The sequence below is a fragment of the Halioxenophilus sp. WMMB6 genome (assembly GCF_033283405.1).
GTDB lineage: Bacteria > Pseudomonadota > Gammaproteobacteria > Pseudomonadales > Cellvibrionaceae > Halioxenophilus.
Genome location: NZ_JAWMQR010000002.1, coordinates 186307 through 212824 on the forward strand (window position 1 = coordinate 186307; position 26518 = coordinate 212824).

Annotated in this window: 23 protein-coding genes; 7 read left to right on the top strand and 16 right to left on the bottom strand. The window is 57.1% G+C overall.

Translation table 11 applies throughout. The features are described 5' to 3' along the window. Nucleotides 1-42: 42 nt before the first annotated feature. Both SBL51_RS06605 and SBL51_RS06610 read right to left on the bottom strand, forming a co-directional pair. The gene (locus SBL51_RS06605) at nucleotides 43-1134 is read right to left on the bottom strand and encodes a DTW domain-containing protein (RefSeq protein WP_317930108.1); all 1092 of its coding nucleotides are present in this window, start codon (nucleotides 1132-1134) and stop codon (nucleotides 43-45) included. A gap of 13 nt (nucleotides 1135-1147) precedes the next feature. After that, nucleotides 1148-2149: a hypothetical protein gene (locus SBL51_RS06610; protein ID WP_317930109.1), complete on the bottom strand. Its 1002-nt coding sequence runs from the start codon at nucleotides 2147-2149 to the stop codon at nucleotides 1148-1150. A 225-nt stretch (nucleotides 2150-2374) separates the two neighbouring features. On the opposite strand from SBL51_RS06610, the gene SBL51_RS06615 reads away from it, so the two are divergent. Beyond that, nucleotides 2375-3055 carry a phosphotransferase-like protein gene (locus SBL51_RS06615; RefSeq protein ID WP_317930110.1) on the top strand — a complete coding sequence of 227 codons (681 nt, stop codon included), beginning with the start codon at nucleotides 2375-2377 and terminating at the stop codon, nucleotides 3053-3055. A 24-nt stretch (nucleotides 3056-3079) separates the two neighbouring features. On the opposite strand, the gene SBL51_RS06620 is transcribed toward SBL51_RS06615, so the two are convergent. The 11 genes from SBL51_RS06620 to SBL51_RS06670 form a co-directional block, all read right to left on the bottom strand. Continuing rightward, a complete protein-coding gene (locus SBL51_RS06620; protein WP_317930111.1) occupies nucleotides 3080-4291 on the bottom strand; it encodes a site-2 protease family protein in 1212 nt (403 codons plus the stop codon). A gap of 148 nt (nucleotides 4292-4439) precedes the next feature. Next, on the bottom strand, nucleotides 4440-5357 hold the full coding sequence (locus SBL51_RS06625) for a glutaminase (protein ID WP_317930112.1): 918 nt from the start codon (nucleotides 5355-5357) through the stop codon (nucleotides 4440-4442). Between the two features lie 85 nt (nucleotides 5358-5442). Beyond that, nucleotides 5443-6870 (bottom strand): alpha/beta hydrolase, encoded by a 1428-nt coding sequence (locus tag SBL51_RS06630; protein ID WP_317930113.1) that lies wholly within the window; start codon nucleotides 6868-6870, stop codon nucleotides 5443-5445. Nucleotides 6871-7089: 219 nt separating this feature from the next. Beyond that, nucleotides 7090-7695 carry a hypothetical protein gene (locus tag SBL51_RS06635; RefSeq protein WP_317930114.1) on the bottom strand — a complete coding sequence of 202 codons (606 nt, stop codon included), beginning with the start codon at nucleotides 7693-7695 and terminating at the stop codon, nucleotides 7090-7092. 118 nt (nucleotides 7696-7813) lie between these two features. Further along, a complete protein-coding gene (locus tag SBL51_RS06640) occupies nucleotides 7814-8173 on the bottom strand; it encodes a hypothetical protein (protein ID WP_317930115.1) in 360 nt (119 codons plus the stop codon). Nucleotides 8174-8830: 657 nt separating this feature from the next. Continuing rightward, nucleotides 8831-9574: a polyphosphate kinase 2 gene (ppk2, locus tag SBL51_RS06645; RefSeq protein ID WP_317930116.1), complete on the bottom strand. Its 744-nt coding sequence runs from the start codon at nucleotides 9572-9574 to the stop codon at nucleotides 8831-8833. A gap of 301 nt (nucleotides 9575-9875) precedes the next feature. Beyond that, nucleotides 9876-12299: a putative bifunctional diguanylate cyclase/phosphodiesterase gene (locus tag SBL51_RS06650; protein WP_317930117.1), complete on the bottom strand. Its 2424-nt coding sequence runs from the start codon at nucleotides 12297-12299 to the stop codon at nucleotides 9876-9878. A 440-nt stretch (nucleotides 12300-12739) separates the two neighbouring features. Beyond that, nucleotides 12740-13762, bottom strand: a complete 1023-nt coding sequence (locus tag SBL51_RS06655) for an aldo/keto reductase (RefSeq protein ID WP_317930118.1) — start codon at nucleotides 13760-13762, stop codon at nucleotides 12740-12742. Between the two features lie 239 nt (nucleotides 13763-14001). Next, entirely contained in the window at nucleotides 14002-14829 is an 828-nt protein-coding gene (locus SBL51_RS06660) for a TIGR01458 family HAD-type hydrolase (RefSeq protein ID WP_317930119.1), read from the bottom strand. 36 nt (nucleotides 14830-14865) lie between these two features. Continuing rightward, entirely contained in the window at nucleotides 14866-15207 is a 342-nt protein-coding gene (locus SBL51_RS06665; protein ID WP_317930120.1) for a hypothetical protein, read from the bottom strand. A gap of 367 nt (nucleotides 15208-15574) precedes the next feature. Next, nucleotides 15575-16408 carry an NAD(+)--dinitrogen-reductase ADP-D-ribosyltransferase gene (locus tag SBL51_RS06670; protein WP_317930121.1) on the bottom strand — a complete coding sequence of 278 codons (834 nt, stop codon included), beginning with the start codon at nucleotides 16406-16408 and terminating at the stop codon, nucleotides 15575-15577. 25 nt (nucleotides 16409-16433) lie between these two features. On the opposite strand from SBL51_RS06670, the gene SBL51_RS06675 reads away from it, so the two are divergent. The 3 genes from SBL51_RS06675 to SBL51_RS06685 all read left to right on the top strand — a co-directional run bounded on the left by SBL51_RS06675 (nucleotide 16434) and on the right by SBL51_RS06685 (nucleotide 19835). Continuing rightward, a complete protein-coding gene (locus SBL51_RS06675) occupies nucleotides 16434-17348 on the top strand; it encodes an ADP-ribosylglycohydrolase family protein (protein ID WP_317930122.1) in 915 nt (304 codons plus the stop codon). Nucleotides 17349-17843: 495 nt separating this feature from the next. Beyond that, entirely contained in the window at nucleotides 17844-18656 is an 813-nt protein-coding gene (locus tag SBL51_RS06680; RefSeq protein WP_317930123.1) for an SDR family oxidoreductase, read from the top strand. Between the two features lie 645 nt (nucleotides 18657-19301). Then, nucleotides 19302-19835 (top strand): hypothetical protein, encoded by a 534-nt coding sequence (locus SBL51_RS06685; RefSeq protein WP_317930124.1) that lies wholly within the window; start codon nucleotides 19302-19304, stop codon nucleotides 19833-19835. A gap of 530 nt (nucleotides 19836-20365) precedes the next feature. Here the strand turns inward: SBL51_RS06685 and SBL51_RS06690 are convergent. Beyond that, nucleotides 20366-20866 carry a transposase gene (locus SBL51_RS06690; protein WP_317930125.1) on the bottom strand — a complete coding sequence of 167 codons (501 nt, stop codon included), beginning with the start codon at nucleotides 20864-20866 and terminating at the stop codon, nucleotides 20366-20368. A gap of 356 nt (nucleotides 20867-21222) precedes the next feature. Continuing rightward, the gene (locus SBL51_RS06695) at nucleotides 21223-21678 is read right to left on the bottom strand and encodes a DUF4149 domain-containing protein (protein WP_317930126.1); all 456 of its coding nucleotides are present in this window, start codon (nucleotides 21676-21678) and stop codon (nucleotides 21223-21225) included. A gap of 297 nt (nucleotides 21679-21975) precedes the next feature. On the opposite strand from SBL51_RS06695, the gene SBL51_RS06700 reads away from it, so the two are divergent. Both SBL51_RS06700 and SBL51_RS06705 read left to right on the top strand, forming a co-directional pair. Then, nucleotides 21976-22293 (top strand): hypothetical protein, encoded by a 318-nt coding sequence (locus SBL51_RS06700; RefSeq protein WP_317930127.1) that lies wholly within the window; start codon nucleotides 21976-21978, stop codon nucleotides 22291-22293. 446 nt (nucleotides 22294-22739) lie between these two features. After that, nucleotides 22740-24092 (top strand): DEAD/DEAH box helicase, encoded by a 1353-nt coding sequence (locus tag SBL51_RS06705; RefSeq protein WP_317930128.1) that lies wholly within the window; start codon nucleotides 22740-22742, stop codon nucleotides 24090-24092. A 494-nt stretch (nucleotides 24093-24586) separates the two neighbouring features. Here the strand turns inward: SBL51_RS06705 and SBL51_RS06710 are convergent, their stop codons facing one another. After that, a complete protein-coding gene (locus tag SBL51_RS06710) occupies nucleotides 24587-24967 on the bottom strand; it encodes a rhodanese-like domain-containing protein (protein WP_317930129.1) in 381 nt (126 codons plus the stop codon). Nucleotides 24968-25318: 351 nt separating this feature from the next. Here SBL51_RS06710 and SBL51_RS06715 point away from each other — a divergent pair, with 351 nt between their 5' ends. Then, nucleotides 25319-26365: an aldo/keto reductase gene (locus SBL51_RS06715; protein WP_317930130.1), complete on the top strand. Its 1047-nt coding sequence runs from the start codon at nucleotides 25319-25321 to the stop codon at nucleotides 26363-26365. The last annotated feature ends 153 nt before the right edge of the window (nucleotides 26366-26518 follow it).

Here is a 26518-nt window from a genome sequence, read left to right on the forward strand (position 1 = left end):
CCCCCCCCCCAGCAGCACTGAGCGAACACCCCGCCAGCGGTATTAATGGTGATCAGAAATGTTAAGCCCGGAGAAATTAAGATAGTGACGATAATTTTTCTGGTAAACCGACTCCCCCATCAGGGCAATTTGCCGCTCCATAAAAGGCTTGAGCATCCCCGCCAATTGGCCATCGGCCACGGCCAGAGCAAACGCCTCCACGCTTGAAAGCGCCCCGGCATCGGCCACCTTGCGCAACAGGTAGTCGGAGCTTTTCTCAGGTCTGAGTGCCACCTTCGGCAGCGCCTGCAACCAGGGGTTTTGATGCAAAATCCGCTTCGCCTTGCGCCAGGTGGCGTCGATCAGAATCAGGTGTTCATACACCTGCAGGGCGCCGGTTTGGTCGTCGGCCTCACTGCCAATATTGGTCGCATCGGGAAACAGCAACGCCAATTTACTTTGCCGCAGCGGCGCAAAGTGCTCCCCTTCCTTCACCAACACTGCAGGGTAGCGCTGCTTGATTAACGACACGGTGGAGAGAGTGCGGCCGCGCTCTTCCGGGTGGCGCAAAATGGTAATCGGCGGTGGCGGCAGAATCGGATCAATAGCACCACAATTACAGACCCGCTTGGGCAGCGCACAACCAAAGCAGTAACGGCTGGCGCTAAGCGGATGGTGATAGATGGCCGTGCGTTTGAATTTATTTTCCGCCCGGTGCAACCGCACGCCGATTAGCTGGCCGGCCTCATCCACCTGCAGTTCAATCTCGCGCCGGGCAATGCCCTGCTCCAGCTTGGTGGCATCAACCACCGCCAGCCGATAACAGTGATCGGCAACGGCCAACGGCTCACCAGCAACCATCAGCACATGGCCGCTGTCTCCGGATTTCGGCAACTTGTCTTTGCGCCAAGCAAGCAGATTACCGGGTTTCAAATTGGCCAAACGGTTACTGCCGATCTCCTGCAAGATGGCAAAGTAGTGAACCGCTTTGGGCCTGGCTAATTGGTAGGGTTTACTGAGCTGCAACTGCTCAAACAGCAGGTTGATCAACCCCGAGCAGTCGCAGGCGATAGCCTCGCCGGTGACCACTGGCTCGCGGGCGAAAGCGCGGTTGGGCAGTGCCAACCAATGATTCAACAGTTGCTCTGGGGTCAAATAAAAATTCCTGTTAACGCTCAAGCCAACGACTCGGATCGGCCCGGTGCCAACGGCGAAAATCCTGAATGCCGTAGTACTCCTGATCCTCGCCCACCGCATCGGTAAAGCCATCGTAGCGCCAGGCAAACTGCGACCACCACTGGCCACGGTCGGGGAAGAGCATAAACTCCGCTGGCACCGTAGCCTGACCCACGGCATGCAGTTCACGCCCTAAATTATCGTGCAGGATCACCTCCACCTTATCAGGCCGGGGGCCGGCCCGCTCCAATACCCGGCGCACACCGCCGGTTACCGGGGCGATCACGCCATCGCGAAAAATATAACCACCCACCACCTTGGTATCGCGGCTGTTGTCCCAATCCTTGGCCAACAGATGCCAGCCGTTGTTGGCATCCGCCGACGACCAGCTGTAACCACCCGGTACCACCTTCTCCAAAAAACGGGGGCCGTTGGAGCCGTCTCGAATGGAGAAACAGTTAACCTCATACATCTGGCCATCCAACTCGACGGTGCCCTCAATTCGGCCCGGCTGTTCAAAATGGAGTTTAAAGGCTTTGTCTTCCTTGGTGACCGAGCCGATCACATTGGGCTCACAGCTGGCGGTAAACAGCAGGTCCAATTTAAAGCCTTCACGGTCGTAACCCAGACGAAATTGCTGCATCGGTTTTAGTGTGCGAATCGACATCGACCAGGGGGTAACAAAATCGTATTTGTCGTAATCAATGCCGTAACGCCCCTCCGGTAGCACGCGCATCTGCTGCCAATCAAAGAAGAGAAAATTCCAAACATTCTGGCCGGTAAGATTTTTGGCCGAGGTATCCCACATGGCCGGGCCACCCAACATGCAGTTCATATTGGGGCGAAAGTGATTGTAAAAAAAACCGTTGATGTTCTGCTCAGGAATGGCCCAGGAAAACCAGGAGCTGTCGGTCCAGTAGGGGTCGTCGGTTAGATTTAGATTGAGGTGGTCGGCAATATCAGGGGTCAGTTCCTGTTTGGGGGTAGGTGACATCAATGTTTCTCCGCGGGTCAACCATCTGCACCGCCAGAGACAATTATCCGGCTGCACTGCTGGGCGCTTGTGGCTCATTATTATTTAGCCGTTATAATGCCGCAAACCGGTACGCACTGCCACGCCCTCTCAATTGGGTAACCGGTTTTTACCGCAGTTTTTGCAAGGCTCAGGCCCACTGAATAATAATAATTTTTGGCCACGGGCCAACACAGCGGATTAGAGATGACAGGACAGATAATAATAATTAATGGCACCTCGGGCTCGGGCAAATCAACCACCTGTGAGCTGTTTGCCAAAAGCGCTGAGGATTTCTGGCTGGTTTACGGCATTGACCATTTTCTGGGTTCCACCTACCCCAAGGCTTACAGCCACGGTGGTGAACGCAGTGAGCAGGGCATCTACACCTACCCGGTCGACAGCAACGACCCCAACAGCGCCTGGCGCTGGGGCATGCAGGCGCAGGCCCTCAAAGCCTTTGCTGTCTTTCACGAGTGGGTCGCCACGGCCGCGCGCGAAGGCTGCAATATTATCGTCGACCATATTTTATTAACCGACCCGCCCCTGCTGCAGGATTGCATCCGCCGCCTGCACGGATTACCGGTATTAATAGTGACCCTCAAGCCCGACTACGAGGTGCTGCTGAAAAGAGTCGAACAGCGCAACATCGGTAAGCGCTTCTCAAATTCCAATCTCAATGAAGAGCAGGTGGCCAAATCGAAAGAGCGTCTGGCACGCCTGCGCCCCTGGTTTTACGAAGAGGTCTATCGCAATACGGTTTGCGACTTGGCCATTGATACCGTCGCTCACACACCCGAGTCGGTCTGCGCCCAAATTAAAGCGCGGCTGGCAGAAGGGCCGGGCAGCGCAGTCGCCGAGCTCGCCCGGCAGTTTGCTATTCAATAAGCCGATTTAAAACACCGACTTCAGTTAATCGGTCGCAGCGTTTTCGGATTGAGCCATCAGCAGCGGCTGAAAATAAGCCCACACCTTGGCATCGCAGGCCGTGGCTTTCTCCATAGCCGCTACAGCTTCAGGTAGACGCTGTAATTTTTGATAAGCCTCGCACAGAAAGGAGTAACAGATAGCGCGATTGTGGGCGGAGCCATGTTGATAATCAGCCAACGATGCCAGCATTGACTGCAATCCGCGATCGGTGTCACCAAAGCGGATATCAACTGCGGCTTGCGTGGCGCGCACCGCAGTTTCCCAGCCAATCTGAGCCATAGCACTGGCGACCAGCTCCCGAATAGAATCCCCATCCTCATAACCCAGGCTAAGCTCGCCATAGGCAATATTATTCTCCAGCACATAGCGTACAAATTGCCGTTGATCTCCCTCCGGCAGCGAAGCATCTTCACCCGACTGCAACAGGCGCAACGCATGTTTCTGCCAATATAAAAATTCCGCATATTGGCAGTTACTGGAGTATCCATAACCCAACAACTGACACAGCAGGATGCTACGCTCAAAATCTGGGCAGCTTTGTACGTAATCGATAATCGCTTGCGGCTGGGCACGTAGAAAGAGCACGTAGGCCATGCCGACGTGGTAGCTGTAATTCTGTTCAACTTGGTCGCTGGTGCGGGCAAAAAGCAGGGCCCAGATGCGGCGACCATCACTCACCAAGCCTGGTCGTTTAATGGAGCCAAATAAGGCCAGAAAAAACAGTAAGCTATTCACCACCCCAAACAGCATGCAGTAAAAATTCCATTGACTACCACTCGGGGCTGAGTACGCCAATGCGAGAGCTAGCATGGCCAAGCACAAATTCATAAGTCCTCCAGCCGCCAAGGTAGCCACCAGTCGCCAACGCTGCCTTTTATCGGGCGGAAACAGGCAGTAAGCCAACCCCAATGTAGGTGACGTACAAAATTGCCAGAGGGTATTGCGCCCTTGTAGCGTCCACAGAGGTTTGCCTTCGCCAATTATCACCGCAGGACACTGCCCACCTACAAGCAAAGCCACGGTAAAATGCGCTAGTTCATGGGCAATTACCGCCATTACCGTCATGACGCTATACCAAGCCACTGCAAGCAGCAAAAACCAGAGAATGGAATCGGGCTGCCAGCGAATCAACCATTCGCTGCCAACAATCAATAGTGGATAAAGCAGCCAAAAACGTCGGCCTTTGCGTGTCACACGGCGCTGCCAGCAGTTGGGACAAAAACGTTTATTCTGGGACTGGACCACAAATAAACTGGTTAATGACGATTGGCAACCACAGCCACAGCAACACACTTTTTCCTTGTGATCCGATTCCTGCATCCCGCATACCTTAATTTTACGCTCAACCAAAAATTGACCAGCCCGTGTGTTCAACCAACTTCTCCAATGCCGCGGAGCCGAGTTTGCTGTTGCCGATTTTATCCAGCCCCGGCGACCAGACTGCAATCGACGCGCGCCCCGGGGCGATAGCTAAAATGCCACCACCGACACCACTTTTTCCGGGTAAGCCTACCCGATAGGCAAATTCACCGGAGCCATCGTAGTGGCCGCACATCAACATCAATGAGTTGATGCGCCGCGCCCGCCGTGGCGAAACCACGCGCACGCCGGTCACCGGGTTTTTACCGTCACCCGCCAAAAAAAGCCCGGCCCGGGCCAACTGCCGGCAACTCATGGCGATGGAGCAGTGGTGAAAATAGGTGCCCAAAACGTAATCGACGGGATTTTTTAAGCGGCCAAAAGAGGCCATAAAATGGGCCAACGAAGCGTTGCGGTCACCGGTTTCCAACTCCGACCTGGCCACCTTGTCATCAATGGCGATAGTGTCGTCCTCGGCCAGGTAACGAACAAACTGCAGAATCTCCGCCAGCGTCTCTTTCGGCTGGTGGCCCATTAAAATGGCATCGACAATCGCCAGCGCGCCGGCATTGATAAACGGGTTGCGCGGCTTACCGCTCTCGTGCTCCAGCTGCACAATCGAATTAAACGGGTCGCCCGAGGGCTCGCGCCCAACCCGCGACCAGATGGCATCACCCAGTTTGCCCAATGCCAGGGTCAGGGTGAACACTTTGGAGATACTTTGAATGGAAAAGAGCTTGTCGCTGTCGCCGGCGACATACAGCTGGCCATCAACAGTGGCGACCGTGATGGCAAATTGATTGGGGTCGACACAAGCCAGTTGCGGAATATAGCTGGCCACCTGGCCGCGATCATCACTGGCGCCAATGGTGGCGACGATCTCTTCTAAAAATTTTTGCACGCGACAGCCCTAATCAGCGCAAATTAACAAATTACTCCAGGCAGTATAGCCATTGCCTGTGGTGGCTGGCGTTACACGCAGACCACTACAGGCTAACATCCAATACCGTTGCCGCCAGGTTGTAGTGGCCGTGCAGATAACCACGATAATAGCCACTGCGTAATTTGGCGATGGAGAAAATCAGTTGCGATTTCTCGGTGATCACCACCCCCTTCTCTTTCGCCACCAACTCGGCACCGGCCAGATCCAGGCGGCTGCCGGAAACATCGATGGCCGCGTCGCCGGAGAGAGACACATTGGTCCCCTCCAGATGGCTGTCGACCAACGTCAGCGCGGTACCCGGCCCAGCGACACGTACGTTGTCCAGCAGCACCTTGGCGTTGCGCACAATTAACTGCTCCGCCTGCAGATCCTGCAACAACACCCGCTCGCAATTTTCGATCACTACGGTCTGGTAGTGGCCGCTGATGCGCAGCCGCTCACGGTTATCGACGCAGTGGTAGTCGCCCAGATTGGGCTCGATCACGGCCGCATCGCTGACGGCACTGTGATCGGGAAGAGTCGTGTCGGCGCGTAGAGCCGTTAACAGCCGCTGATTAAATTGTTGTGTGTGGCTGTGCATGGGCACGTGCTCAGCGCCATCAATCACCTGCAGATCGGCGTGAGCCAGTTGCCCGGCCAACATCTGCCCGGTACGCAACGGCGCCACGCCATCGCTGCCACCCCAAATCAGATGCACCGGCTGCTGCAGGGTGTAGACCGCCGAGGAAAAATCTTCGTTTACCAACGACAGCGCGGCATTGGCGTTACTCTTGCCGTTAAAGACCCTGGCCCAGATAAAATCGAAGCGGCCGATACTGCTCGTTGGATCGTGAATTTTATCCATCCAGCCCAAGCCGACCCCGGCAATCAGTTCACCAAAATTACGCGATGCATCCCCCAACAGCGGCACGGTATCGCCGGTGAATGAGCCCGCCTCTTCCTTCAAAAAAGCGGTGCGCTCCAAAATACCGGCGGCGTCCACCAATATCAGCGAGCGCACCGCCTCGGGAAAGAGCACGGCAAAGCGCAAACTCACCGCTGCGCCCATGGAGTGGCCCACCACGGTGATGGGTTGCTCGCTGATATCGCGCTTTAAGGCGTTTAACACCTTGGCGTAGTTGCTGGGCGAGTAGCGGCCGGCGGGGGCGTCAGAGCGGGCAAAGCCCGGCAGATCCACCAGCACCACATGAAAATCATTCACCAGCGCCGGCACCACGGGCATCCAATCCTCCATACCCACCTGGCCCAGGCCATGCACCAGCAACAGCACCGGTTTGTCCTGGGCACCGGTTTCGGCAACAAACAGTTGGGAATTAAACACCGGCTCCAGAAACTGCCGGGTCCGCCACTCCTTGGGCAACTCCGCCGCCTGTACCAGCAGCGGCGCTAACCAAGCCAGCGCCAATAGATATTGCAAAGGCCGCAACCGATGGGAGGGAAAAAGAGAAGCTGCATTTTTCACTAAAGACATGATGATTCGCTAGCAATCAGATCAATTTTGAGCGCGCCAACCTCAGGCTTAAGGAGGCTCAACGCAGCCGGAAAGTAATGCAATAGGACTTTTGAGCCCGCCTCAGGCTTGCGGTTCAATGGCGGGCTGTACTTGTCCGCAATGGCCAGGCAGCCCCTGGCGGGGTGCGCTGGACCAGGTGGGGAGCGCGATAGAATGATTATTCCTAGCGCAGCTCAACTATTTGGCCGCGGGAATAATATCCGGATCGAAGGTGGCCTGTCCCTGGCCATTAAAGTAGGGAGTGCCAAAGAGCAGCAGTTCCATGGAGCCTGCCGCCAGGCTCTGATCAAACAGCAGCGCTACCCGCCCGCCCAGGTAGGGAGTCAAGGCGCCCAGCAGCTCTCTCGCCAGTGCGGTATCGGCAATGGCACAGTGCAGCACCACGCCGCTTTTGTTGGCCTCGTCGCTAAAGGGCTCGATAGTAACGCCGCCCAACTGATGGCTGGCCAGCGCTGCCCCCAAGCGCTGGGCAATCTGCTCGCGGCTGGCCAGCCCTTCATGAGCAATAATCTGCAGATGAGGCGGTGCGCTGGCATGGCCTTCGGCAAACTGGTTTAACAGCGCCTGCACGGTCTGTTCGGCCGGCGCTGATGCCGCCACCCACTCACCTTGCCAGCTGACTTTGCGGCTATCGGAGATTACCGGCAGTGCCAGCAACACTCCCTGCTCATTCTGCTCCAGCACTCGCGGCAGCGGGTACTGCTCGCCGGGTGTTAACCACAACACCAATAGCCCAGCGATCACCAGTATCACCGGAGCCCATAACCACCACATTTTTTTCATTGATCTCTTCCCGGCGCGCACAACAGAATAGAACGATTCACCCGCTCCCCGCGGGGGCGCCAGTGTAACAAAAACAGCTCCCAGGCCCAATCGGTCCGCCTGGTGAACACTGTCCCGCTTATTTCACCCCAACCGGAGAGCAATTTTTAATCACCACCTTGCCCTGCAACAGGTTGCCCTTGGAGTATTCATTGAAATAACAGGTGTTGGTTTCAGGGTCGTAATTTTCGATCCAGAGGTTGTCATCTTTCCAGGTAGCAGCAATGTGCAAGCGACCTTCGGGTACCGACACCGACATCACACCGCCATAATTTTTGACAAAGACCTGCTGAAAGTGAAAGTAGTAGGCCAGGCTGCCAACCAGCAACACCAGCGCGCAACTGATCAAGGCCGGCTTCCATTTTTCCCGCTTACCCAACAGCACCAACAAACCGATGGCAATGGCGATAACCAGCATCCAATAAAAATAGGTAATCATAAGCAACTCCTCACACAGCGATTAATTCCAGCACGCGCACGTAAATTGATTCCGGGGGCAATTCAACCACGGGCGATCGCCGATCGCCCAACCGAGGTATCAATTTATTCCCGGGTAACCCCACCACGGGCGACCACCGATCGCCCCTACAGGTGAAATATTTGATCCTCGCAGTAATCCGAACCCCCGTAGGGCAGAAAACTGTTCCTTCGTTTTTTGCATTCTCCGCCATCCATGGCGATCGGCGACCGGCGGTCGCCCAATCGAGGTATAAATTTATTCCCGGGTAACCCCATCACGGGCGATCGCCGATCGCCCCTACGGGTGAAATATTTGATCCTCACTGTAATCCGAACCCCCGTAGGGCAGAAAACTGCTCCTTCGTTTTTTGCATTCCCCGCCATCCATGGCGATCGGCGACCGGCGGTCTCCCAACCGAGGTATCAATTTATTCCCGGGTAACCCCACCACGGGCGACCACCGATCGCCCCTACGGGTGAAATATTTGATCCTCGCAGTAATCCGAACCCCCGTAGGGCAGAAAACTGTTCCTTCGTTTTTTGCATTCCCCGCCATCCATGGCGGTCGCCCAACCGAGGTATCAATTTATTCCCGGGTAACCCCACCTCGGGCGATCGCCGATCGCCCGCTCGGCATTTAACAACGTTTTACCACCTGCACCACCCCCGGGTCATATTCCAGGCGCTCACCGGTGGTACCCTTGTTGGTGTACTCCATATGACTCAATACAAAACGCATCGCCTCCAACCGGCCCAGGTCACGATCATTACCCTGCACCACAACCCAGGGACAACGGTCGGTGGCGGAAGCGGTGAACATGGCCTCCTTGTAGCGGGTAAAGTCGTGCCAGTGTTCCTGAGCCTGGGCATCCACCGTGCTCAGTTTCCACTGTTTTAACGGGTTGGTCTTGCGCTCCTCCAAACGCCGCTTCTGTTCAGCGACACTGATCGAGAACCAAAACTTCACAATCTTAATGCCGTCTTCCAGCAGCATATCTTCAAACACCACCACCTGCCGCAGAAAGCGCTGATACTGCTCCTCGTCGCAAAACCCCATCACCGGTTCCACCACCGCCCGGTTGTACCAACTGCGATCAAAAAAGGCGATGCGCCCCGGATCCGGCAGGTGGTTGATATAACGCTGAAAATACCACTGTCCCATCTCCATTTCGGTTGGTTTCGACAGCGCCACAATCTGGTAGTGCCGCGGATTCAAAAAGCGGACAAAGCGCATAATAGCCCCGCCTTTGCCGGCGGTATCCCGCCCCTCAAAAATAATCAGCAGACGCTGGCGCTGGCTGTGCAAATGTTGCTGCATCCAAACCATTTCAGTTTGTAAATTGACATATTCCGGATCGGTTTCCAGCGTGTGTAGAGCCATAACTTCGCCCACAAAAAAGTTGGAGTTGAGAGTAGTGAGGTAACTCAGGATGGCAAATCTAACTCAGCAGCTTCAGCCCGAGCAATTGCTTTTAGTGGCCAGCCGTAGGGGCGACCGGCGGTCGCCCAACCGAGGTACAAATTTATTCCGGAAGTAACCCAACCGCGGGCGACCACCGGTCGCCGACCGCCATGGCTGCGGAAGGCCGCCCCGGGGGAATGCAGAATACGAAGCGGTCTGACGATTCGGAGCGGTTATCTGCCCTAGAGGAGGAAATATTGAAACCCGGTGGGAACCCCAACTACTCGCGAGACAACCGGGAAGCGGGGTTTTGGCCGATCAACCACGCCTGAAAGGCACTGCTGGGCATGGGCTTGCCATAGAGGTACCCCTGGGCCAGATCACAGCCCAAAGATTGCAGATACTCAAGCTCCGCCTCCTGCTCTATCCCCTCGGCCACCACCGGCTTTTGCAAATTGTGACTCATCTCTATGGTCGCTTTTACAATCGCCTGATGTTTTGGGTTGTGGGTAATATCGCGGACAAAACTCTGGTCGATTTTCAGCAGACCAAAGGGAATCTTGGCCAGGTAAGCCAATGAGGAGTAGCCAGTACCAAAATCATCCAGGGCAATGGTGAAGCCGCGCAGGGTCAATTTTGCCAGCGCCGCCTGACTGATCTCCGGGTCTGTCATCAGAGCCGACTCGGTAATTTCAAACTGGATGCTGGTCGGGGGGACTTTATACTCACGCACCTTGGCCTGGATATAGTCCGGCAATTTTTTATCGAACAGATTGCGCGCCGACAAATTGATCGAGACCTTCAGGTCTAAGCCCTTATCCAGCCAGGATCTCAAATCCCGTAGGGTAAGGTCGATAACCCGGTAGGTCAGTGGCTTGATCTGATCGGTGGCCTCAATAAAAGGCACAAAATGGCCGGCACTCAACAAACCCCGGCTCGGATGGTGCCAACGCACCAGCGACTCGGCCGCACAGCAGCAACCACTGGCCAGATCCACCACCGGCTGGTAGTGCATCTCAAACTGGTTGGACTCCAGTGCATCGCTGAGACTCGCCATCAGCTGTACCCGGGCACGCACTTCGTTATCCGCCTCCTTACTGTAGATGGCGATAGTGGCATTGGTTTTTTTCGCCTGGTACATAGCGATATCGGCACAGCGCAACAGCTCATGGCTATCGAGCTCACTGGTCAACGCTTCCACCAAGCCAATGGCCGCTGTGGCCTTCAGACTGAGGTCGTCAATTTCAAAGCGAGCCTCAAAGACACTGCCTAACTTGTCAATGTAATAGCCCGAGGAGTGGCTGCTGTTGTGCTGGTTTACCACCACCACAAATTCGTCACCACTGAGGCGAAATACCGCCGCCACCGACGCCGGTAGCGCCTGAGTGATGCGCTGCGCCAACTGCTTCAGCAGTCGGTCACCCACCGGATGACCAAAGGTATCGTTAACCTCCTTAAAGCGGTTCATATCCAACAGCATCACCAACACCTGAGTCTCCCCCAGGCGGGCAATGTATTCGTGGTAGGCCAGGCGATTGCCCAGGCCGGTGAGGGAATCGAACTTGGCCTGTCTGGCCAGTTCTTCCAGAGATTGGGCATTGGCAATACTCATCCCCACCGAGTGACTGATCATCTCAAACAGCACCATCTCCTGCTCGCTGATCTCCCGCTGGCGATTGGAGACCAACAACACGCTGCCACAAGCTTCGTTATTGGCAATCAATGGGATGGCGACAATGGTCTGTGGCGTATAGCCAAGCACCTGGCCGATACGAGTAGCAGCCTCAAGGTCATCCTCCGCGCCCTGATAAATCAGCACCTTGCGCGAGGAGACCGCCCGGCCTGAGAGCGTGCCTTGCAGAGGCAGCTCCATATCCAGTAGAAAATTCTCCGCTCTGACGATGGTGCCGTGCAGGCCAACCACTTTTAAATAGTGGTGATCCGAAGCCAGCTGCAGCATCAAGCCATCGGTCCAGCCGTGTTCGGTAATAAACGGAGGAATAGTGCGGCTACCCAACTCTTTTACGCTGGTGACATTCTGCAGGCGGGTGGTAATACCGTGGGAGAGAGTCAAAATCGCCAGGTGATCGTTGAGGTCCGATTGCGAGCGTAAAAAACAGATCAACAGCAACAGCAGCACCGACACGACAATAGTCAGCGCCAAAAACAGATGGCCATAGGCGTGGGAGAGCTCCCGCATGCTGGGGAGCGCCAGGGCAACAACCGCCAAACCGATGCTGACGACGGCACGCACCACAAAGACCGAGGCCGCCAGGCGATGCCAGACATTTTTTGCCCAGACGGCCCAGGCCATAAAACACATCGCCAGGCTGACCGCCACCGCCGAATAGATATGCAGATAGGCAACCGAGCCAACGCTATAGGTGAGCAGAAACAGCAGAACAGAGGCGGCAGAGCCCCATAACGGCACTCGCTGATAACCCGAATCAAAACGAAAGTGGACAGAGCCCTTGAGCAAGGTGTAGGTGAGCCCCGTAATGGCCGAGGCAAACAGCAGCATCATCGGCCAGGAGGCGTAAAAATCCGGATCCAGTGCGGAACGCCCCAAGGCGATGCTGATGGTCATAAAGACAAACGCTATGCCCCACCAGAGCAGGTAGCGCCGTTTGGGGTCGGCCTGCCACATGGCAAACAGCACAGCCGCCGAAACCAGGTGTATAAAGGGAATAAATAGCGAAAACATGGATAAACCAATGCACCTTTTGGGCGACCGCCGGTCGCCCGTACGGCTGCGTATTATTATATTTGTGTGTACCCCAACCATGGGCAATCGCCAATCGCCGACCGCCATGGATGGCGGGGAATGCAGATCACGCAGGAGCGGTTATCTGCCCTACGGGTGAAATATTTAAACCTGGCGGTTATCCGCACCATCGTAGGGGCGACCGGCGGTCGCCCAACCGAGGTATCAATTTATTCCGGATGTAACCCCACCACGGGCGATCGCCGATCGCCCGAATAGGGCCTAGGGACAAAATTTACCAAATTAACCTTTAAGTAATAGCACAGGATTTAATCAGCGCCACAAGATAGGGCAGAGGTTCTACTGGCAACAAGCGCCACCCCAGCCAGAAGGATGGAGCGGCCACGGACGAGGGTTAGCGTTTAAAGGCAGTCGGCCACTCAATCGATGGTTGAGCGCAACGACAGGGTCACATCGTCGCGCAACGGAAAGGCGACACCAGAGACCGCCCGCGGCACATAGTGCTGCTCCAGGGCCGCCACCTCTTCCGGGCTGAGGCTCATCTCCAGGGCGGCCAGCGCATCGCTCAGGTGGTGCGGTTTGGTGGCGCCCACAATCGGCGCGGTAATGCCCGGCTTCTGCTGCAACCAGGCGTGGGCGATGGTGGCCGGCGCCACACCACGGGCCTGGGCGATAGCCGCCACGGCGGCGGCAATCTGCTGGTCGCTGGCGTCACTGGCCAGACTGTAGCGGTTGGCCTGGGTACGCTCGGTTGCCTGGTCAGCCGGCCGAACCAGACGACCACCGGCCAGCGGGCTCCAGGGAATCACCGCCACCCCCAGGTCCTGGCAGAGCGGCAGCATCTCCCGCTCCTCTTCCCGGTAGAGCAGGTTCACCTGCGGCTGCATTGCCACAAACGGCGTCCAGCCGTGCAGCTGAGCGGTGTACTGCAGCTTGCTGAACTGCCAGGCCATCATCGACGAGGCACCCAGGTAGCGGGCCTTACCCGCCTTCACGATATCGTGCAGTGCCTCCATGGTTTCAGTTACCGGCGTCTGTTCATCAAAGCGGTGAATCTGGAAGAGATCGATATACTCCACCCCCAAGCGGGTAAGGCTGTCGTCGATGGCGGCAAACAGCGCCTTACGCGACAAGCCACCGGTATTGGGGGCATTGCGCCAGGCGCCGTAGGCCTTGGTGGCCAGCACCACCTCATCGCGATAGGCCATATCGCGCAGCGCCCGGCCGGTGATCTCCTCAGAGCTGCCGGCGGCATAGAGGTTGGCGGTATCGAAGAAGTTGATCCCCGCCGCCAACGCCTGGCGAAAATAGCCGCGACTGGTGCGCTCATCCAACACCCAGCGCCAATAGGAGCCGCCGCGGGCGGCATCGCCAAAACTCATGCAGCCCAAACAGAGGCGGGAAACTTTTAATCCGGTAGAGCCAAGGTTGACGTATTGCACGGGGTTCTCCTAAGGCAGAGCCTGCGCCTAACGGCAGGTGGAAAATGGAAGATGAATCGGCCTGAATTATCGAAAGAGTAGGGCCTGAACAGTTTGCATAAAGCGCAGGTTAGTAGGGTAACGTGTTTTAGCGTGAATTTTTATGGCGAATTTACTTGCTGTGGCAAGGCACTTTTAATCAGCGATCACTTGGTTTTTTATGGGATTTCAACACCAACGATTGCCTGCCCAAGCCACGCTTACTCAGCAACAAACAGCTCGGCAACAGAAGCCACCAGACGCGCCGGTGCCGGCAGCTTGGCCTCATCGCCCGCCTGGTACTTGCCAGTTTGCACCAAGCAGCCCTGCAGGCCGGCGGCGATGGCACCCAACACATCGCTGTCGACATCATCGCCCACCATCAAGCACTCTGCCGCCGGGCAAGGGGTGGAGGCCACCACCTGGGCAAAAAAGTCTGGGCTCGGTTTGCCCATAATCACGGCTGGAGTATCGGCCGCCCACGCCACCAGGCGAATAAAACCGCCGGCATCCAGCTTCAAGCCCTCTTCATCTTTAAAGTATTTATTCATGCCGATGCCAATCAGCGCCGCGCCGGCTTTACACAACTGAAAGGCATGGTTGAGATTGTCGTAAGTGAGTGCCTCGCGGGCATCGCCCAACAACACACAGTTGGGGTTGCTCTGGGGCAGGTGGGCAAATTCAGCGGCCAGGGCCGGGTGCAGTAAACAGTAGGGTCTAAGCCCGTGTTGTTCCATATAAGCCTTGGCCGCCATGGGCGCGGTAAAGAGCTCCTCCGCTGCCACCTCAATACCCATCGCCGCCAGGTCCGCGCGAATGGTCACCGCCGGCTTGGTGGCGGTGTTGGTGACAAAGCGCAACAGCAATCCGCGCGCGCGGGCCTCTGCAATCGCTTCTACTGCCCCGGGAAGCAAACGGCTGCCCTCGTACAAGACGCCGCTTAAATCCAGCAGCAAGGCGCGATAATTGAGCGTCATAAACACCTCTGCATAAGAGCGATCATTAAACGAGACCAACCACGGGCGGTCGATGATCTTTTGGGCGACCACCGGTCGCCCCTACGGGTGAAATATTTAATTTCGGTGTTAATCCCAACCCCCGTAGGGGCGACCGGCGGTCGCCCGCACACACAAATCCATTCCGGTGTAATCCCAACCCCCGTAGGGGCGACCGGTGGTCGCCCGCACACACAAATCCATTCCGGTGTAATCCCAACCCCCGTAGGGGCGACCGGCGGTCGCCCGCACACACAAATCCATTCCGGTGTAATCCCAACCCCCGTAGGGGCGACCGGCGGTCGCCCGCACACACAAATCCATTCCGATGTAATCCCAACCCCCGTAGGGGCGACCGGCGGTCGCCCGCACACACAAATCCATTCCGGTGTAATCCCAACCTCCGTAGGGGCGACCGGCGGTCGCCCGCACACACACAAATCCATTCCGATGTAATCCCAACCCCCGTAGGGGCGACCGCCGGTCGCCCGCACACACAAATCCATTCCGGTGTAATCCCAACCCCCGTAGGGGCGACCGGCGGTCGCCCGCACACACAAATCCATTCCGGTGTAATCCCAACCCCCGTAGGGGAGATAATCGCTCCGAATCGTCGGACCGCTGCGTGATCTGCATTCCCCCCGGGGCGGCCTTCCGCGTCCATGGCGATTGCCAACCGACGGTCGCCCATCTGACGTATCAATTTATTCCGGTGGAAACCCCAACCACGGGCGATCGCCGATCGCCCCTACGTTCTTTGGTTGTTTGAATTCGCGGTCGCCCGCCATTAACCGAAATATTAAAACCCCACCTTCGCCCGATAAACCCCACCAATCACCAGATACTCCCCCTCCCCCTGCAATACCCCCGGCAGTAACCCAGGAAAATAGAGCAGTTTGGCCGAGGGGATGGCAATCTCCATGATGTAGTCGCCAAAGCTTTCACTGTGCAGCCGATCACTGGAAAATGAGTTGAGATTGTTCAATAGCAGTACGCAGTGGTCCTGGTCGAACTTGCCGAGCAGGTCGTGTTCATCCAGCTGGTTAACCCCGCGATAGAGCAGCCAGTGGCTCTGCCCGGGCCAGCGGTGATTCAGTTCATACTGGCAATAGCTGTAGAGCAGGTCGAGCTGCGCTTCCAGGGCATTGCTGTTATAGAGGCCGCGATTGACATCGGCCAGGTAGTGCCGATAAGTCGCGCCGTTAAAATCCTCCAGCCGCCCAGCGTGGCTGCGCGGTCGCAGGCCAAAGCGCGACTCCACCCACTGCTTAAGCACCGCCGCCTCCACTCCATCGGCATTAAACATCCAACCGCGCAGCAGACGCAGATAGTCGGCCTTGTCGCGGCGAACATTGCTGGCCGGGTCAAAACCCGCCTCGTTCAGGCACTCCAGCAAAAAGGCCGAACGCATATACTGCTGAAAATGGAGCGCCCGCCGGGCGGGTTCGGCCACGTCATCCAAGGCTTGGAACAGCTGTTGGTGCAGCTCCAGCACACCATCGATGAGCAGTGGCGAGGGCTGCTGCTGAAAAGTCAAACCACCCAAAATAACGGCCGGTAAATTGCAGCGATTGATAGAGCTGCGGGCAAAGGCTGGCAGCGAGGCGCGCTGGGATGGTGTAATAGCCGTCATGATTCCCACACAAGACTTAGGGTTTATGGAACATACGGCAAACATCAGCAGAAGACAACGCTACCGGGGCAGCCTGTTGGGGCTGGCCGCCGGCGATGCGGTGGGCACCACGCTGGAATTTAAAACCCCCGGCAGCTTCACTCCCATCAGCGATATGGTTGGCGGTGGCCCCTTCGGTCTGCACCCCGGACAGTGGACCGACGACACCTCCATGGCACTCTGCCTGGCGCACTCGCTGGTGGAGTGCCAGGGCTTCGACGCCAGCGACCAGATGCAGCGCTACCTCAACTGGAGCCGGCACGGCTATATGAGCAGCAACGGCCGCTGCTTTGATATCGGCGTCACCGTCTCCGAGGCACTCAGCCGCTTTCTACAAACCGGTGAGCCACTGGCCGGCTCCAGCAACCCCTTTGCCGCGGGCAACGGCTGCATCATGCGCCTGGCACCGGTGGTGATCTACTTCAGCCCGAACCTGGCCGATAGCCTCGAATACGCCGCCTTAAGCGCGCGCACCACCCACGGCGCCAAAGAGTGTGTGGATGCCACCACCTACTTCGCCTCTTTGTTGCACACCGCTTACGCCGGGCAGAGCAAAGCGGAGATCCTCGCCAGCGAGCTCTACCCGCCCACCACCAAAAAGGTGCTCGCTATTGCGCAACAGCACTACCGCCATAAAACCCCACCGGAGATCAAAGGCACCGGCTATGTGATCGACTGCCTGGAGGCCGCCCTGTGGAGTTTTGCCAGCACCGACAACTTCCGCGACGCCGTGCTGACCGCCGCCAACCTCGGTGACGACGCCGATACCACCGCCGCCGTAGTGGGGCAGATTGCCGGCGCCTATTATGGCGAGCAGGGCATCCCCGAAGCCTGGTTGAGCAAGCTGGTAATGCGCAGCGAGATGGAGCAGCTGGCAGACCAGCTCGGCCAAAAAAACTGAAGGCAGCCCCCAGGAAGCTGAAGGCTCTACCAAAGTAGCTGAGGGCTCTAGCTGACCAGCTGCAGGCTCTTGCCAAAAAGGTTAGTGCAGCGGCCACATGGCTAATGCCCGAGCCACACAGCCTGCGGTTTAAATGGATTTGTGCGTGAGAGGGCGACCGCCGGCCGGCAACCACCAAGGATGCCGTAGGCTCACCCGTGGAATACAGAATACCAAGCGGTCCGATGATTCGTAGCGGTTATCTGCCTCACGGAGGTGGGGTTGACGCCGGATAGGTCCAATACCGGCACCTAAAACATCCTCCAAACCCAACCACGAAATACAACACATGCGTTGTAATTTATACCATCACAGTGTAATTTAGCCTCCAGAAACTGGCACGGCTGCCACACCGAGTGGGTGTGGCCGGGTGACAAACATAACAATCGGTTTCATCGCTGCGCGGCCCCCTGAGTTCTCTCCGGGGGCCGCCAACCCTTCAGGCAGGGACATCACATGCAACACTCCTCCCCCCAAAGTCATTTCCAGCAACTGCAAGGTAAACGCATTATCGTCACCGGCGCTGCCCGTGGTATTGGTGCCGGCACGGTGCGCGCTTTTGTGCGCGCAGGCGCCCAAGTGGCGGCGCTCGACATCAACGCCGAGGGCGGCCGCGCCGCCACCGCCGAGGCCAACGCCCAAGGCGAGGGGTCGGCCACCTTCTACCCCTGTGATATCGCCAACCCGGAACAGGTGTTTGCAGTCTTTGCCGAGGCCGAACGGGCCATGGGCGGCCTCGATGTGCTGGCCCATATCGCCGCCATTGAAGAGGCCTGCCCGGCCGAGGAGTTCACCCTCAACGACATGAACCGCACCTGGGGTATCAACATCAACGGCACCGTGCTTACCAACCAGGCCGCCTGCAAACTGATGCAGAAGCAGGGTAAAGGGGCGATCATCAACTTCGCCTCCGACGTCGCCCTTTCGGGCATGCCCAACAGCGCCCTCTACGCCGCCTCCAAGGGGGCCGTGCTCTCCTGGACGCGCACCATCGCCTACGAGTGGGCGCTGAAATTCAATATCCGCTGCAACTGTATCAACCCCACCATCAAAACCCCCATGTACGAAGCCTGGCTCGCCAATCTCACCGACGAGCAGCGCCAGGCCCACCTCGCCAATGAGAAACGGCAGGTCCCCTTAGGCGGCGCCATGGGCGATATCGACAAAGACATGGCCCCGGTGATGGTGTTTATGGCCTCCGATGCCTCGGGCTTTATCAATGGCCAGATCGTGCCGGTCAACGGCGGCCGCAATATGTTGCGCGGGTAAATACCATCCAAACAAAATGAAATTTTTAAGCCAGCGGTAATCCGCACCACCATACGGGCGACCGGCGGTCGCCCCTACGGGGAAATATTTAATTCCCGCAGAATCCCAACCTACGTAGGGCAGATAACCGCTCCTTCGTGATCTGCATTCCCCGCCGTCCATGGCGGTTGCCGACCGGCGGTCGCCCGCACACAAATCCATTCCGGTGTTAATCCCAACCCCGTAGGGGCGACCGGCGGTCGCCCGCACACAAATCCATTCCGGCGTTAATCCCACCCCCGTAGGGGCGACCGGCGGTCGCCCACACACAAATCCATTCCGGTGTTAATCCCAACCCCGTAGCGCCGACCGGCGGTCGCCCTTGGCTTCGCATCACCACCTAATAACCAAATGACCCGCAATGACCAACATCTATTACAAATGCGCAGCAACGCCTGCTTTAATCCGTGCCGAGCGGCGCAAAATTGACGAACAATCGCGCTGATTTTTTGCTTACGGTGTCACCCTATACTACGCTTTTTTTAAATATTCCCGGGCCGCAGTGAGGCGACTTACCCGAGGGCAAAGACAATTAGGGGAGAGGTGCGCGTCCTTGGCAACAGATCCCGTTGCCCCGCGCACTCCAAGGCAAAACACCAGCCAGCAATGAATAAGAAAGCACTAATAAACCTCAAACAAATTTCACTCAGCACAGCGTTGCTGACTGCGTTGGTGTTCACGCACAACGCGGTCAGTGAAAACGGCTACTCAACCGGCAATAACAAAGATTGGCAGTGGGATACCACCAAGGCCACCAAATACGCGGTAACCGTCAACAATCAAGGCAGTCTGCTGGGTAAATTTTGTTCATCGGAGGATGGCTCCTGCATCTACATGACCTACCTCGGCACCGATTGCGAAGAGCGCTCCAAACGCCCCGCCACACTCAGCTCCAACGCCGGCACACTCAAGGTTACGCTCGGCTGTAAACACCTGAGCGACAACCACTACTTCTCCATCACCCAACCGGAAAAGGTCGAGGCGCTGGTGAAACGATCGGACTACCTGAAGATCTCCATGGAAGTGAAACCCAACCAGGTCCGCCAGGAGGAGTTCAGCATGGCCGGCTCCGCCAAAGCGATCGAAAACCTCGACTTCAATATGCAGGTGCTCTGCTACCGAGGTTGCGACGGGAAATAAAAAGGGCGATCGCCGATCGCCCCTACGTTCTTTGGTTATTGGAATTTCGCAGTTACCCCACCCCCGTAGGGGCGACCGGCGGTCGCCCACGTGCCCAAATTTAATCCCGCAGAAATCTGAACCCCAAATGGGCGAAATATTTAATCCTCGCCGAAATCCAAACCCCGTAGGGGCGACCGGCGGTCGCCCATGTGCCCAAATCCAAATCCCGCGATAACCCCAACCATCGCCGGGCGATCGCCGATCGCCCCTACGTTCTTTGGTTATTGGAATTGCGCAGTTACCCCACCCCCGCAGGGGCGACCGGCGGTCGCCCACGTGCCCAAATCCAAATCCCGCGATAACACCAACCATCGCCGGGAGATCGCCGATCGACGACCGCCATGGATACGGAAGGCCGCCCCGGGGGAATGCAGATCACGAAGCGGTCCGACGATTCGGAGCGGTTATCTGCCCTACGTTCTTTGGGTATTGGAATTTCGCAGTTACCCCACCCCCGTAGGGGCGACCGGCGGTCGCCCTAAATTCTTTCACCCCACAAATAATTTATCCAATTGCCACCGGGCTGGATTATTTTGAATATATTCCCGCAGCGCAGTCAGCTCCTGCTCATCGCGCACCACACGTTCCCAATAATTACGCTGCCACACTTTCACTCCGGAAGTGCCCCCCAATTGATTAATCTGTCTGGTGACTGCCGCTTTAAATCCGGCGACTAATGCTCCCAAACTGCGCGCTTGTAACCTTGTCCGCGCGGTCCCCTCACTCGCCTCGCCGTTTTCTATGTGAACAATGCCATGGAAATGGTTCGGCATGATCACCCAGTAATCCAAAGAAATTTCGGCACGCATCTGTTCACTCAACAACCACTGTTCAGCCACCACACGCCCCCAATGACCAAGCGCCATTTCACCATTAACCACCTCACCAAACAGGCAACGGCGCTGATCGGCACAAAGCGTAATGAAGTAAGCACCACCTTGGGAATAGTTGTAATGAGGCAGACGGAGAGAATGTCGGGCAGTTGGCATGGGTTGCTCCTAACAGATGGGCAGAAGAGCCCGAATGCTAGAACCGCCAACAAACGTCAACAATGTCAAAAAATAGGCGGATGAACAGAAATAGAAACCAGTTCACGTGGTGAATTTATTTACGTTTAACCAGACGCCAGAAATGAAGGGCGGCCGCCCACGTGCCCAAAGGCAACCCCCGCGGTAATCCCAACCAACGACGGTCGAATTATTTAATCCCTGCGGAAATCCGGCCCAACGATGGACGAAATATTTAATCCTCGCCGAAATCCAAACCCCGTAGGGGCGACCGGCGGTCGCCCACGTGCCCAAAGGCAACCCCCGCGATAACCCCAACCATCGACGGGCGGTCGCCCCTACAGGTAGCGGCCGGCGCTGGCGATAACCACGACCAACAACCCCAGGCTCATATTGATGGCAATTAACTTGCGAATCACCCCCAGCTGCTTACCACCCTCCGGCCAGTTTTCCGCCATTACCGCACGCCCCAAACGCTGGTAAGGCACAAAAAAGACGTGGCCATAAATGGCCATCATAATCACGCCCAACAACAGCATGGTATGGATGTACGAGCGCACATTACCCATGCCGCCGTAAACAGCGAAAATCATCCATAAACCGGTAATCAGCAATACCGCCACGGCCAGAGTTACCCAGACAAAAAATTTGTTGAACACCTGTCGCCACAACTGCAGGCGCACGGGTGGCTCCAGCAACTGCCCGGCCACCGGCCGCAGGCACATATAGGCGAAAAACATTCCCCCCACCCAAATAACCGCACTTAAAACGTGAAGCGCTAACGCAATTGGCATACTCCCTCCCAAGCTCAAAAAATAGTCGCCGGATTATAGCCTGAATGTGGAAGTGGTTACCCCGTCAATAGCAGTCCAACCTCCGGCGCCGGACATAGGCCACCTTCAGCCCTCGATTTGTTACAAATGCAACAACTCAGGCGAAGCCTTACTTAAAGAAATCAACCACTTACAAACTGGCTCGAAAAATGAAACCGAAGCGCTAGTAACGCCAGACAAAGCCTTAACGGCCCCGGGAAACGGCAGCCCGGGCTCGAACGGTTGAGAACAGCTTAGGGAGAAAATAAGGAAGCCACCATGTCGACCATTATCCAATTCCCCGTAACAGACAAACAAAAAGCCTCCGACATTGAAGTCGTCATCGACAAAGCGCTCGGCTCCATTCCGAAAATAGACCGGGAGAAGATCCGCTTCGAGCTGATCAAAACCATCGACAGCTACGACGCCTTCTTCACCGAGTGGTCATTGACGGTCCCCGAAGATAGCAGCGAAACCCTGAAAAAACAGATCTACGACATCGCCCGCCAGGAGCACGAACGCAAAATGCTGATGCTCGCCGATATCATCCGCCTGAAGATCCGGGTGCTGGTGGCGGAATATCACCGCAAGGGGTAATGCCACCTGTGGGGGCTGCCGTTATTTTGGGTAATCGCCCACAGGCCCAAATCCCAATCCCGTGGTAATCCCATCCATTACCGGGCGGCCGTCCAACCGAGGTATCAATTTATTCCGGGTAACCCCACCACGGGCGACCGCCGACCGCCGACCGCCATGGATGCGGAAGGCCGCCCCGGGGGAATGCAGAACACGCAGCGGTCCGACGATTCGGAGCGGTTATCTGCCCTACGTTCTTTGGTGGTTTGAAATCGCAGTTACCCCACCTTCGTAGGGGCGACCGGCGGTCGCCCACAGGCCCAAATTCAAATCCCCCGGTAATCCCATCCATTACCGGGCGGTCGTCCGAAAAATAAACACTGGTGGTAAACCGCTAAAACCGTTATCCTCGCCCCGGCTTTACGCCCCCTTCCATATTCGGTCGTTACAAATCCCCTGGAAACCAGATGCAATTCTCAGATTTAGGTCTGCGTCGAGAGCTACTTGATGCTGTCTCTGCGCAAGGCTACACCACGCCCTCCCCCATTCAGGCCCAGGCTATTCCTGCGGTATTGGAGGGTCACGACGTCATGGGTGCCGCCCAAACCGGCACCGGCAAGACCGCAGGCTTCACCCTGCCCATACTCCAGCGCCTCAGCCAGGGCACACCGGCCAAGGCCAACCAGGCCCGGGCTCTGGTGCTAACCCCTACCCGCGAGCTGGCCGCCCAGGTGGGCGACAGCGTCAGCCGTTACGGCAAGCAACTGCCCCTGCGCTCCACCGTGGTCTTTGGCGGTGTGGGTATCAACCCGCAGATGATGGCCCTGCGCCGCGGCGTCGATATTTTGGTGGCCACTCCCGGCCGCCTGCTCGACCTCTACAACCAAAACGCCGTCCGCTTCGAGCACCTGGAAATCCTGGTACTCGACGAAGCCGACCGCATGCTCGATATGGGCTTTATCCACGACATCAAACGGGTGCTGAAGCTGCTGCCGGCCAAACGCCAGAATCTGCTCTTCTCAGCCACCTTCTCCGACGACATCCGCGCCCTGGCCAAGGGGCTGGTGAACAACCCGGTGGAGATCGACGTGGCGCCGCGCAACACCACCGTCGAGCGGGTTAAGCAGACGGTCTACCCGGTCAACAAAGGCGACAAGCCAAGATTACTGATCGACCTGATTCAAACCAACGACTGGCACCAGGTGCTTGTCTTCAGCCGCACCAAACACGGCGCCAACCGCCTGGTGAAACAGCTCGACAGCGCCGGCCTGCCGGCGGCGGCCATCCACGGCAACAAAAGCCAGGGGGCGCGCACCAAAGCGCTGGCCGATTTTAAAGAGAACAAAATTCAGGTGTTGGTGGCCACCGATATCGCCGCCCGCGGTATCGACATCAGCCAACTGCCGCACGTGATCAACTTTGACCTGCCCAACGTGCAGGAGGACTACGTGCACCGCATTGGCCGCACCGGCCGCGCCGGCGCCAGTGGCGAAGCTTTGTCGTTAGTGGCCGAAGAAGATGCCGATCTGCTGTTTGCCATTGAGCGTTTCACCCAGCAGATTATTCCGCGCGAGATTCACGAGCGCTTTCCGCCCTCGTTTACCCTGCCGGAATCGAAACTGAAAGCGTCGCAAAACCGCAAACCGAAAAAGCCAAAAAGCGAGCAGCCCAACGGCAACCGCCAAGCGAAAGCCAACGCTAACGGCCAGCCGAGAAGCGGCGCAGCCAGGCAGACAGAAAACCGCGGTGACGCCCCCGCCAATCGCAACCGACGCAGACGCCCTCGCAGAAAGCCCGCCGCCGTGCGCGACGGGGCATAGTAGGGAGCCCGGTGGATAGGCCACCGCTGTTTGGGCGGTCGCCCAACCGAGGTATAAATTTATTCCCGGGTAACCCCACCACGGGCGATCGCCGATCGCCGACCGCCATGGATGGCGAGGAATGCAGATCACGAAGGAACGGTTATCTGCCCTACGGGTGAAATATTTAAACCTGGCGGTAATCCGCACCACCGTAGGGGCGACCGGCGGTCGCCCACATCGGGCGCAAATTTAATTCCGGCGGTAACCCCACCACGGGCGATCGCCGATCACCGACCGCCATGGATGGCGGGGAATGCAGATCACGAAGGAACGGTTATCTGCCCTACACGTGAAATATTTAAACCTGGTGGGATTCCGCACCATCGTAGGGGCGACCGGCGGTCGCCCACATCGGGCGCAAATTTAATTCCGGGTAACCCCACTACGGGCGATCGCCGATCACCCCTACATTCTTTGATTATTTGGATTCCGGCGGTCGCCCGCCACTGCCGTCAATTAAAATCGATCGCTTTCGGTGTAACCACCGCCTTACCCGCCGCCGCCCAGGCATCAAAGCCACCGGCGATGCTCTTCACCTTCAGATAACCCATCTCCTGCAGGCTCTTGGCCGCCAGCGCCGCCCGGCCGCTGCTTTTGCAGTAGACCACCAGATTTAAATCGCGGTCGGTCAGCTCCGGCGTGGCGGTTAATTTAAACTCCAGCAAGCCGCGCGGAATATTGATCGCCCCCGGCACATGGCCCTGGCGAAACTCATCCGGCTCGCGCACGTCGATCACGGCGGCGGCCTCCTGTATGGCCTGCTCGGCCGCATCCAAATTCACCTCTTCAATCATCTGTTTGGCTTCGCCAACCAACGCGTGAGCATCTTTCATATTTGTTCTCCTGGCTTGCTGATAAACAGCCGTTTAGAGCTGTTCGCTTCACGAAAAGTTTAGTGGCTTACGCGGTGAATTAAAATTTGTGGGGGCTTGTCAGATGGGTGCGCCGATGCCGTCGGCCTGTGCAACAAGCAGCGTGTCCAAGCGTGGCTTAGGCAGAGTAAGCGCCGGCGTGTGGCCCCCCCAGCAGCCCGCCACTGCGCTCTGCTAGCGGAGCTGACCGGGCGGAAACCGAGGCCTGCCAATAATTACCAAGCTGTTGGTTGAATTCCTGGCGCTCATTCCTTAAGGTCTACGGCAATCGCGATACCCGCCATTCACTCATCGACCATTGGAAATCCAAACATGCGCTATTCAACCTTGGGAAGCAGCGGCCTGCAGGTCTCCAGAGTCTGTCTGGGCACCATGACCTGGGGCAAACAGAACAACCAGCAGGATGCCGACCAACAACTGGCCTATGCCTTTAGCAAAGGCATTAATTTTGTTGATACCGCCGAGATGTACGCCATCCCGCCCAGCCCGGAAACCTATGGCAAAACCGAGGCTATTATCGGCAACTGGCTGGCGCGCAACCCAAGCCAACGCAGCGAATTTATTCTGGCCACCAAAATCTCACCGGTGCCCTACCTGCGCGACAACAAAATGCTCACCCGCGAAACCGTGTTAGAAGCAGTTGATAACTCACTCAAGCGCCTGCAAACCGACTACATCGACCTCTACCAACTGCACTGGCCCAACCGCACCAGCCCGCACTTTGGCAAACACTTCCCCAACCACTACAAAATCACCGACTTCAGTGCCGAGGCCGAAACCGCCGGCATGCTCGATATTCTGCAGGGGCTGAATGAGTGTGTAAAAGCGGGCAAGATTCGCCATTGCGGCCTCTCCGACGACACCACCTGGGGCATCGCCACCTACCTGAAATTGAGCGAGCAGCACCAGCTGCCGCGCATGGTCTCCATACAGAATGAATTTAATCTGCTGCACAGCAAAGATTGGCCCTACCTGGTCGAGCACTGTGCCATGGAAGATATCGCCTTCCTGCCCTGGTCACCCTTAGCCGGCGGCCCGCTCACCGGTAAATACCTGGATGGCGCCCGCCCAGAAGGCAGCCGCTGGACCATCGCCCAGCGCAACGGCCTGTTCCGCGATACCGCCGCCGTAAACGAAGCGGTCAAAGCCTACGGCGCCATCGCCCAAAAATACAATATCACCACCGCCCAGCTCGCCCTCGCCTGGTGCGACCAGGTCGACGGCGTCACCTCCACCATCATCGGCGCCACCACCATGGCCCAGTTGGAAGAGGATATTGCCGCGTTTGAAATTGAATTTACCGAAGAGATGCGAGCCGACGTGCAGGCGGTGCTGAAACAGTACACCATGCCGTTTTAAATTCGAACGCGTGGTCGTATCAATTTCGGGAGGAATCCAACCACGGGCGATCGGCGGTCGCCCCTACCGGTGAAATATTCAAACCTGGTGGTAATCCGCACCACCGTAGGGCAGAAAACTGTTCCTTCGTTTTTTGCATTCCCGCCATCCATG